This is a genomic window from Bradyrhizobium shewense (assembly GCF_900094605.1).
Lineage (GTDB): Bacteria > Pseudomonadota > Alphaproteobacteria > Rhizobiales > Xanthobacteraceae > Bradyrhizobium > Bradyrhizobium shewense.
This window is the reverse complement of the sequence record NZ_FMAI01000071.1, coordinates 1-9,105: the sequence shown is the minus strand read 5'-3', so window position 1 is coordinate 9,105 and position 9,105 is coordinate 1. Positions and strand designations below refer to the sequence as shown.

At 58.5% G+C, this 9,105-nt stretch carries 11 protein-coding genes and 2 pseudogenes; 10 read left to right on the top strand and 3 right to left on the bottom strand.

Features of this window, described 5'->3' with window-relative positions; translation table 11 throughout:
• Positions 1-25 precede the first annotated feature (25 nt).
• Positions 26-535 (bottom strand): IS4 family transposase, encoded by a 510-nt coding sequence (locus GA0061098_RS46840; protein WP_245323997.1) that lies wholly within the window; start codon positions 533-535, stop codon positions 26-28.
• Positions 522-1,271 (bottom strand): IS4/Tn5 family transposase DNA-binding protein, encoded by a 750-nt coding sequence (locus GA0061098_RS46835; protein ID WP_245323996.1) that lies wholly within the window; start codon positions 1,269-1,271, stop codon positions 522-524. The genes GA0061098_RS46840 and GA0061098_RS46835 overlap by 14 nt, the downstream gene beginning before the upstream one ends.
• A gap of 383 nt (positions 1,272-1,654) precedes the next feature.
• Here GA0061098_RS46835 and GA0061098_RS42965 point away from each other — a divergent pair, with 383 nt between their 5' ends.
• From GA0061098_RS42965 to GA0061098_RS47700, 6 genes and pseudogenes are all read left to right on the top strand, one after another.
• Positions 1,655-1,840 carry a hypothetical protein gene (locus tag GA0061098_RS42965; RefSeq protein ID WP_091968115.1) on the top strand — a complete coding sequence of 62 codons (186 nt, stop codon included), beginning with the start codon at positions 1,655-1,657 and terminating at the stop codon, positions 1,838-1,840.
• A 16-nt stretch (positions 1,841-1,856) separates the two neighbouring features.
• On the top strand, positions 1,857-2,144 hold the full coding sequence (locus tag GA0061098_RS47705) for a 3-keto-5-aminohexanoate cleavage protein (protein WP_091968112.1): 288 nt from the start codon (positions 1,857-1,859) through the stop codon (positions 2,142-2,144).
• 569 nt (positions 2,145-2,713) lie between these two features.
• Positions 2,714-3,745 (top strand): 3-hydroxyacyl-CoA dehydrogenase NAD-binding domain-containing protein, encoded by a 1,032-nt coding sequence (locus GA0061098_RS42950; protein ID WP_091968107.1) that lies wholly within the window; start codon positions 2,714-2,716, stop codon positions 3,743-3,745.
• A gap of 353 nt (positions 3,746-4,098) precedes the next feature.
• Positions 4,099-5,060: pseudogene (locus GA0061098_RS42945) on the top strand (helix-turn-helix domain-containing protein).
• Between the two features lie 328 nt (positions 5,061-5,388).
• Positions 5,389-5,697: an MDR/zinc-dependent alcohol dehydrogenase-like family protein gene (locus tag GA0061098_RS45550; RefSeq protein ID WP_165637983.1), complete on the top strand. Its 309-nt coding sequence runs from the start codon at positions 5,389-5,391 to the stop codon at positions 5,695-5,697.
• Positions 5,619-5,996: a zinc-binding dehydrogenase gene (locus GA0061098_RS47700; protein ID WP_430649309.1), complete on the top strand. Its 378-nt coding sequence runs from the start codon at positions 5,619-5,621 to the stop codon at positions 5,994-5,996. The genes GA0061098_RS45550 and GA0061098_RS47700 overlap by 79 nt, the downstream gene beginning before the upstream one ends.
• Here GA0061098_RS47700 and GA0061098_RS46825 read toward each other — a convergent pair.
• Positions 5,935-6,174 carry a hypothetical protein gene (locus GA0061098_RS46825; RefSeq protein WP_245323999.1) on the bottom strand — a complete coding sequence of 80 codons (240 nt, stop codon included), beginning with the start codon at positions 6,172-6,174 and terminating at the stop codon, positions 5,935-5,937. The two genes, GA0061098_RS47700 and GA0061098_RS46825, sit on opposite strands and share 62 nt — an antisense overlap.
• Positions 6,175-7,089: 915 nt before the next feature.
• Here GA0061098_RS46825 and GA0061098_RS42930 point away from each other — a divergent pair.
• The 4 genes and pseudogenes from GA0061098_RS42930 to GA0061098_RS42915 form a co-directional block, all read left to right on the top strand.
• Positions 7,090-7,473: a transposase gene (locus tag GA0061098_RS42930; RefSeq protein WP_091968104.1), complete on the top strand. Its 384-nt coding sequence runs from the start codon at positions 7,090-7,092 to the stop codon at positions 7,471-7,473.
• Positions 7,474-7,557: 84 nt separating this feature from the next.
• Entirely contained in the window at positions 7,558-7,980 is a 423-nt protein-coding gene (gene tnpA, locus GA0061098_RS42925; RefSeq protein ID WP_091968101.1) for an IS66-like element accessory protein TnpA, read from the top strand.
• Positions 7,974-8,327 carry an IS66 family insertion sequence element accessory protein TnpB gene (gene tnpB, locus GA0061098_RS42920; protein WP_091968098.1) on the top strand — a complete coding sequence of 118 codons (354 nt, stop codon included), beginning with the start codon at positions 7,974-7,976 and terminating at the stop codon, positions 8,325-8,327. Before tnpA ends, tnpB begins: the two co-directional genes overlap by 7 nt.
• 51 nt (positions 8,328-8,378) lie before the next feature.
• Positions 8,379-9,105: pseudogene (locus tag GA0061098_RS42915) on the top strand (IS66 family transposase); the annotation flags it as partial.

The following is a 9,105-nucleotide window of genomic DNA, read 5'->3' as shown; positions in this document are numbered from 1 at the left end:
GCTTACGATTACCCACATCTTTGAGTCAGAGCTTCGCTCCCGTTGCGATATCGATGAAACGCGATAGTCCGCGCCACGTGATGAGATTCCCTGGTGGCGGATCGTTGGCGCGCGCGAGATAGCCGCCGAGCCTGGCGATCTTGATGAGATAATGCGACAATGTCCTTCGTTTGCTGACTGGATTCTTGTCTTTGACGAGCCGATCAAGCAATTGGATTTCAGCTTTGGTCAGCGCAAATTCCGGTGAGGCATTTGGTGCTGAACGATTGAGCATCGTCATCCAAAAAATGCGCCAGCTCACAATGCAGAACACCGAGATCAGATTCGTCAATCGCTGAGCAGTCCGCAGTTGCGAGTCCTCTGCCCGACAGCCGGATTTGAATATCTTGTGGAAGACCTCGATCTTCCATCGCAGGGAATACCATTCAAGTTTCTCGATGGCGTCCCCGCGCGATTGCACCGGAAGATCGGTCAGGAGTTTCCATTCAATCTTCTTTCTGTTCTTTGTCGCTCCTCTTTCATCAGCGTGGATCACTGTCAAAGTCAAAGCTGGATACCGCGACTGCTTGCCACGGCGCAAAACAACTCATAATATCGGCCTCACGATCACCGATATGGATGCACTTCGATGGCTTCTCAAAAAGCTCCGTGGATTGCTTGAGGTTCTCCAGCCAACGAATGCTCTCCTTGGTTTCAATGGGGATCCGTGTCAGGTTGACCTCGCGCCTGAGCGCAGCGACCCCTCTGAATTTCTTTCTGGTCCAGAACTTCACGGCGCTGAGCCCCAGTGGAAGCCCCTCAAGGGTCATCGCAAGGCTCGAATGCATCAATATTCCGCATGTCGTGTACGTTTGGGGTTTTCCGTCCAATCTTCGAGAGTTGCCTTTGGGGATGCGCTTAATCATCCCGATCAGATCCGGGCGCTCCCTTTGATAGGTGAATTCGGTCGTATCATGCAGAACAAGAACAGGCCCTTTCGCAGCCGCGATACGTTCCCGCGTCGATTTAAAATGACCAGATAGGATGTCGGCCTCGCTTACTCGTTCATTGGAGAAGAAACGGTAGGCCGCCTTGGTATTCGCCCAGTCTCGGCAAACCATCGGAATGCTCTGTCCGATGTCTCCACCAATTTGCTCCAGCAGCATGCGAAATCTCTCGCCAAGTCGAGCGTCCTGGAATTCGCACAGCGCAGCTTCACGATCAAACCAAGTCACCGCGTCAGACGCCAAACGATGCGCCTTCTCATCCCGGGCGCGTGAAGTCAGTCCCATAGAGCACCTCTTCTCGAATCAGGTGCTCATCAAAAAATCATAAGTGATTCCGGCGACTCAAGTTTTCGGTTGGGCCGGGCCTCAAAAAATGTGGGTAATCGTAAGCATCATCGGAGGCTTACCGAAAACGCATGATGCCAGCCGATGCACTAATGTCGAGGGCGGCAGCCGCTGAGGGCGTCATCATCAAGCACTCGTCCAAGCTAGGCACGAGAGGCGACCGGAGTCTCATAAAGCTCCACGGTGTCATGCCAGCCGTGTCCAGTTAACTACGCCGGTGCCGGAAATCCGACAGTGTCGTCCAAGAGCAGGCTGCTGGCTCACGTGTTGTCTCTTGCTGGGCAATCCGCGCAGGTGCCGCGAGTGGCACGCCGATTGCTGGGATGAGGGCTGCCGCAGCGAAGGTGTTCAAAGCCTCCCTGTCGCCAGGAGTTTCCGATGAGGCCGTTCGGTTGATCCTGATCAATGCGCTGACGCTGTTTACGCTCGGAAATGCAAAGCGAGAGCATTCCGAAAGCGGTGAACATAAAGCGTCGAACATCATGAGAGAACACTTAATCATGACCTGACTAGCACAGATCAAGCTTGAGTGAGAGGAGAAGGTACGAATGGTATCAGAGGTCTTCATCACAGGAGGTCGCTGACTCGGCAATCGACTCGGCGGCAGCGGCGGCGATACACGTCCACGTGCGTGATCTCAAGAGCCGGAAGAGCCCGCTGGAGCCGGCGCGGTGTGGGGCAGTGGTGTGGCGTATTAGGGAATCGGATGTAAATCCGGTGATCAACCTGACCATGGTCGGGGGTGCAGCGTCATGCCAGGTGAGGCGAACTCTCCGCTGCACTTGGCAGCAGGGGCAGGAGGGACGTACGTGACGAATCTGTTTGAGCGGCTCATCCACGTCGAAGAACTGCGCCCCGAGATCTGCACGACGGATGCGGGTGGATGAAGAGCAAGGCCGACGAGGAGCACCTCATGGTCAATAACCAAGGGGATACTGCACGCGATGGCCGCCCGCCCGCAACAGCTCGGGGGAACCTGAGCTTGAAGTGTTCGATGCCGGTCATCTGAAGTTGGCAGCGATCTTATCAATGACGGGCTGATTGACGGTGCGCCATTGATCCGGGTGTGCATGGCGATTGGCTACCGCGTGCCGAACGATTAGAATACGCTGATAGCAATCGGTGCATCAGCTTTCGCCCGCGCTGTTTACTCAGCCTTCTCGGACACATGCAGCTTCCGTACGCGGCGTTGGCGCCGTTGATCGGCGCGAACGTGTAAGACAACCTGTACCTCTCTCGCCGGGCGGCTGGCGATCAACAGCGAACTCATACAGCGGGCGGCAGAGATGCTTGACGGAAGGGGCGGGTGATGAGCCCGGATTAGATGCGCGAAAGGCTCAAGCTGAAGGTTCATGTCAAAAAAAAGGCCAAGGTTATAGCTCATGTCTCAAAGTTCAAACGTCTTCCCTGACAGGCTGCCGCGAGCGGTAGGACTGTTGGGGGGCGGGGTGATCGGCAGCGGGTGGGCCGCACGGTTTCTCCTTAACGGAGTCGACGTGCGGCTGTATAGCCCGTCGTCTCGTGCGGTCGAACGCGCGCAGAAGATGCTGGCCAATGCGCGGCGTGCATTTCGTAAGCTGACGCAAGTTCCGCTGCCTGCTGAAGGCTCTCTGACGGTGGTTGAGTCAGTCGCCGACGCGGTTCGCGACGTGGAGTTCGTGCAGGAAAACGCGCCCGAGCGCCTCGAGCTCAAGCAGCAGCTGCTCGCAACTGCCTGCCGAGCGGCTGCACCGGAGACCCTGATCTGCTCCTCGACCTCGATGCTGCAGCCGTCGCTGCTGCAGGCGCAGATGCCGCGCCCCGAGCGCCTGCTGGTCGCACACCCGTTCCAGCCGGTGTACCTGGTGCCCCTGGTGGAATTGTGCGCCGGCGAACGCACGGCGCCCGAGATGCTGCCGCGGGCGGCGGAGATGTTTCGCGCGCTGGGGATGCACCCGCTCGTCGTGCGCAAGGAGGTCTACGGCTTTCTCGCAAACCGGCTGCAGACGGCGGCGTGGCGCGAGGCGCTGCGACTGGTACACGATGGTCTGGCCACGGTGCAGGAGATCGATGACGCGGTGCGTTATTCCTTCGGGCTGCGCCGGCCGGTCATGGGGCCCATGCGGACCTACTTCGTCGGCAGCGGCGAGGCTGACACGCGCACCTATTTGATGAAAAGAAGGGGGGCCGGGAGCACGGAGTATTCCAAGTTCGAAGCCGGGCCGGAGTACACCGACTCATTTGTGAACATTCTCTCGGAGCAGGCGGACGCGCAAGCGTCGGCCGAGAACATGACTGCCGCCCAATATCAGGAGACACTCGACGATGGTCTCATCGGAGTGCTGCAGGGCTTGCGCTCACAGGACTGCGGCGCCGGAGTGACGCTCGCGCGGTGGGAGCAGTCGCTGCGCGAACGCTTTCCTCCACCTCGCTGACCTGGAAGAGGTGTAACGGATGGCCAAGTTGGAAGCTGCGGACGGATGCCAAATCCGCTTCGGCGGTGCCGCCGATCCGTTGCTTGATGGCAGCGCTTTTCCAAAAGTTGTGGGCCGAGAGGATCCACCATTGCGGGCCAGAACGGCACGTTCCAAATTCGATTGACACCGCTCGGAGAACTTTGAGCGCTGCTCTCGTGTCTACATTGTCTCGATGCCCTTTTTGCATCAGAGCCATCTCAAGTCAAAGTAACTATCATAATTTATGACCAAGCAAGCTAGTGTTCTGTCCCGCAAATTCGCAGCATAAATGTTGCATGGGTATCGGGTATCCTGATCGAAGGAAATACCCGATCCGCACCGGACGCCCGAAGGCGATGCTGGCGATTTCCAGAGATGAACGCACGCAGCTCACGGCCATAACGCTCCCTGCGGCGCTGACGCTGCGAGCAAAGATCGTGCTGGGCCTGCGAACGCAAGCCGAGCAACGTCGTCGTGACGACGCGGCTTGGTGTCGGTCCCGAGACGATCGGAAAATGGCGCAATCGCTTCATCGCATATTGCATCGAGGGTCTCTACGACGAGATGCGTACCGGCAGGCCTCGGACTGTTGAGCATGAGGCTGTGGCCGAGCTGATCACCAAGACACTCCCTCGCAAGCCCAAAGCCGCAACCCATTGGAGCAATGCGTGCCATCGCCCAAGAAAACGGGAATTGCCAAAAGCACGGTTCATGGCCTGTTGCAACTCTTCGGTCTGCAGCCCCATCGTAGGCGCAGCTTCAAACTCTCGACCGATCCTTTTTTCTCGAGAAGCTGCGCGACGTGGTCGGGCTCTATCTCAATCCGCCTTCCGATGCTTCCTATGGGGTTCGGCTACATCGAGGGTGTCGACAGCCTCATGGCACGACCACCCTCTTCGCCCTCAATGTGCTCGACGGCGCAATCATCATTCAATTCAAACCCCGCCATCACCAGGAGCTCCTCGCCTTCCTGCGTCACATCGAAGCAAATGTGCCGGCCCAACCGGTCATCGACAACTACGCCACCCACAAGCATCTAAAGGTCAAGGCCTGGCTCGCCAGCCGGTCGCGTTAGCACATTCACTTCACGCCAAGCTACACCCCCTGGTTCAACCAGATCGAACGCTTTTTCGCGCTCATCAACCAACGCGCCATTCGTTGTGGCTCCTTCGATTCCACCGCCGACCTGTCAAAAAAATCCACCGTTTCGTTCGCACTAAAAACGCAAATTCACAGCCCTTCATGTGGACGGCTAACTGCCGATTCCATCCTCCAGAAACTTGCGCCACTTTGACAGCGGATTTCCGGAACAGAACACTAGCGAAGGCAGAGAGCCCCCCATGCACAGGTCGGCTGAATATAACCAGACCCGATGGATGATGGACTTGAGACTGAAGGGGCGGTGCCCACAAGGAGAGGGAGAGTCGTGAGAAATCGATCCTGGACCTTGAGGGACGAGCCCGTGGCGGGATGGCCACAGGAGGACACGTTCGTGCTGAAGGAGGGTGCAGTCCCGGTGGCCGCCTTGAGACAGGCGCTGACGCGGACCATCTATGTGTCGCTCAGCCCCATATCAATTGTACTACCAGCGGGAGCGCACTGGGCCAGAAGGCGCTCCTGCCATGCGCGCAACCGTCTCTCAGGTTACCGAGAGCCGGATGGACGGATTTGCGGTCGGCGACTTCGTTTTCAACACCAACCGGTGGACCGAGTATGCGCTCATCGGCGAAGGGGCCTGGCGCCCGGGGTACATGGTCCCGCGCAAGCTCGATCCGTCCGTCGGGCGCATCTCGCAGGCCGTGGGCGTGCTTGGAATGCTGGGGCTCACCGCCTACTCCGGGGGGGCGGCCAGATCGCCGGGCAACTCGCCAAGCAACGGGGTGCGCGGGTCATTGGGATCGCTCCGCGCGATGGCAAATGCAAGTTTGTGACTCACGAGCTGGACTTCGATGCCTGCCTTTCCCATCTTTCGCCCAGTCTATCGGCTGATCTCGCCGCCGTTTGCCAAGCCGGCATTGACGTCTATTTCGAAAATGTGGGGGGCGAGGTATTCGAGGCGGTGCTTCCGCTGTTCAATCAGGCCGCGCGAATGACCATCTGCGACCTCATCGCGCGTTATGGAGACGAAGACGGGGGCGTCCATAGACGCGCCGCACAACGCACGTACCTTAGGGACCGTTTTTTTGATCAGGCGTTGGGCAGTCGTCTCGCCAATCGGGACTGCAACTGAAATCGCCATGCAACGCGCTGGCTGAGCCGTAGGCAGCGCCCATGAGCGCATCCACCGCCTGATCCATGTCGGCGTCTGGCATGAGGAACAAATGGTTCTTGCGCCTGGCAACGCTTGCCGTGCCGGGTTGCGGTCTCGTAAATGTGCGCGCACTTGGCGTCGAGCCGACGAAACTCACGGCCGCAACAACAGGGTGTATGAGAAGCGTGTCAACTGCTTCCTTACCTTCATTTATGTCGCGATGGGCCAACTGCGAACGTGCCGTCGCACACGTCGGGGGCAGCTACGTGCCACAAATCGAAATTCGGTTACAGACGGTCCCGAGATTACCTTCCCACCACGGCCTAACCGCGCTGCAAAAGGAAAGTGTATGTGACCATGAAACAAATAAGAGTTAGGAAGCAATGATATGGCATAAGCGACGACGCGCGCTTCGAGGAGCGCGAGGGCTCTGGTTTGCATACGGCCACCGATGCCAAAAGCTTCCACAAATTCCTGATGCTTGTCGGACGGAAACCCGATGTGGTGATGTACAAGAACGATAATGCACTTCGCCTCATTCTTTAGTAAGAATCTGGTAAGTCGGGCATTCTGTTCTGCCCTGAGCTCTCCGATTGCGCCATCCCAAAGCGAAGCGGCTAGAAATGACGACGAGTTCAAAGCAATGATAAGATATTTCTCGTCATCGTGCATAACCATGGGGTACGCCATATTGAGAAAGTCAGCGCAGTGTAGTGGCCCATGCCACCTTCCGGATCGCGAAGCCGTTCCCTCAAAACCAGGAGCTAGCGCACCAAGCCCTTCTGGATAGACCAATTCTTTACCTTTAGGGCAAACGGGACGTTGTCTCTGATACAAATCGAAGTACGACACTTTATCGTTTAAATATCTTCGCACACTCGTATACTCTCCGTTCATTCCAACCATCATCCATTCTCGAGGCGCGTTTCGCAATACGTGGTGTACATAAGCGAATGCACGTTCTTCAAAAGCGAGTTGTGGCGCATAAGTTTCTACCGTGGTCATGGAAAGATTGAACCTCCTCCGAATGAGTGAACACCTGTAGTAGGCTCAGAGAGCCCGGAGGCGTCGAATGCAAGGTCGTCAACGTCGATCGTTCACAGAGCACTACAAGCGCCAGGCCGTTGAACTGGAGGTATCGAGCGGTCGATCGATCGGGGCGGTCGCCAAGGAGCTCGGTCTGCGCGACTGGGTGCTACGACGCTGGGTGGATAAGGTCCGGCAGGAGCCGGCATCGGCGGCGTGGCGGCCCACCACGCAGGCGACGCCGATGTCGGCGGACCAGGCTTCGGAGATCGCCCGGCTGCGCCAGGAGAACGAGCGGCTGCGCATGGAGCGCGACATTTTAAAAAGTCGATCGCGATCTTTGCCGGAACCCGGACATGAGCTTCCGCTTCATCGAGGACCATCGCGACAGCTATCCGGTAAGGCTGATGTGTGCCGTGCTCGAGGGTAAGCGTGGCGTTGAGGCCCTTGAGAATTTTTGTACTCGATCCTGAGAGCACCGCTAGAAGAGTCATCTTCTGCAAGGGTGCTCACAATGGACGACCATTCGGACGACATAAGACGACCGTTGTCACCGCGTATCGAAGTGTACGCAGGCGCAGGTCGAAAGCGCTGGCCGGACGATTTGAAGGCACAGATTGCCGCGGAAAGCCTTGAGCCGGGGGCGATTGTCACAGATGTCGCGCGTCGCCATGGGTGCCGACCCCAGCAGGTGCACGACTGGCGCCGCCGGGCGCGTTTGGGCCAGTTAGTGCTGCCGGCTTCGGCGGACACGCTATCGTTCGTGCCGGTGGTATCGGAATCGGCGCTACCGGCAGCCGCAGAGCCCACCGGGTCGCCGGAAGCAGCCATTGTGACGGTTGAACTCCAGGGGGCGCGAGTGGAGGTGCGAGGGACGCCTGGCCTTGCTGTGTTGAGTGATGTGTTCTTGGCGCTTCGACGGATACGTTCATGCTGATGCCGCCCGCGAGCCTCATGATTTACGTGGCGACGCAACCTGTGGACTTCAGAAAAGGTGCGGAGGGCTTGGCGCTGTTGGCGAAGGAGACGCTGGGCCATGACCCGATGAAGGGCGTGGCGGTGGTGTTCCGAGCGAAGCGCGCCGATCGGGTGAAGATTGTCGTTTGGGATGGCAGCGGTCTTGTGATGTATTGGAAGCGGCTCGATGGCAGCGGCTTCAAATGGCCTCCCATCGTAGCCGGCGTGATGCGGATGAATGCCGCCCAGCTGTCCGCGCTTCTGGCCGGCATGGATTGGACGCGGATGCACGCGCCTCGAATCCTGCAGCCGAAAGCACTTGCGTAGGACGTAAAATCTTCGCTGCATCGGGGCGCGAAGCATGGCAGACTTGGGCCAATGAGTGATTTGCCTGATGAGCTGCCGAGCGATCCGGCCGAGTTGCGTATCTTTGCCGCGGCTCTGCTGGATCGCTGCGCCAAGCTCGAGCGGTTGCTCAAGCTTGCAAAAGATGCGCAGTTCGGTCGGTCCTCGGAAAAGCTGGACGCTGATCAGCTCCAGCTTGTTCTGGAGGATATCGATCAGGCCGTCGCGGCTCTCGAAGCAGCCGAAGATCGTGCCAATCCCAAAACATGCGAGAAGAGAGCTGCCGAGCGCAGAGCCAATCGTGGTCAGTTGCCGGAGCATTTGCCGCGCATCGTCGAAACCCTGCTGCCGGCTGCAACCTACTGCCCGTGCTGCGAAGGCGCCCTTTTTGAGATCGGTCACGATGAGAGCCAGAGGCTGGACGTCGTACCGGCACAGTATCGCGTCATCGTCACCCGCCGACCCAGACTGGCCTGCCGCGCCTGTCACGGCATCGTGCTCCAGCACGCCGCTCCCGAGCGATTGATCAGGGGAGGATTGCCGACCGAGCGACTGGTCGCGCATGTGATCGATGCCAAGAGTATCATTGGCATTTGCCGCTTTACCGCCAGGCGCAGATGCTGGCGACGCACGGAATAGCGCTGGACCGTTCCACGCTCGCCTTCTGGGTCGGGTATGCCGCCCAGGAATTGAAGCCCTTGTGGCATCGTCTGCGCCAGCTTCTGCTCGCCTCTTCGAAGCTCTGTGTCGATGAGACCCC

What these genes read in the sequence shown, in the direction of transcription:
- GA0061098_RS46835 (WP_245323996.1), bottom strand. Translation starts at nt 1,271, where the DNA reads ATGGGACTGACTTCACGCGCCCGGGATGAGAAGGCGCATCGTTTGGCG.
- GA0061098_RS42965 (WP_091968115.1), top strand. Translation starts at nt 1,655, where the DNA reads ATGAGGGCTGCCGCAGCGAAGGTGTTCAAAGCCTCCCTGTCGCCAGGA.
- GA0061098_RS42950 (WP_091968107.1), top strand. Translation starts at nt 2,714, where the DNA reads ATGTCTCAAAGTTCAAACGTCTTCCCTGACAGGCTGCCGCGAGCGGTA.
- GA0061098_RS45550 (WP_165637983.1), top strand. Translation starts at nt 5,389, where the DNA reads ATGCGCGCAACCGTCTCTCAGGTTACCGAGAGCCGGATGGACGGATTT.
- GA0061098_RS42930 (WP_091968104.1), top strand. Translation starts at nt 7,090, where the DNA reads ATGCAAGGTCGTCAACGTCGATCGTTCACAGAGCACTACAAGCGCCAG.
- tnpA (WP_091968101.1), top strand. Translation starts at nt 7,558, where the DNA reads ATGGACGACCATTCGGACGACATAAGACGACCGTTGTCACCGCGTATC.
- tnpB (WP_091968098.1), top strand. Translation starts at nt 7,974, where the DNA reads ATGCTGATGCCGCCCGCGAGCCTCATGATTTACGTGGCGACGCAACCT.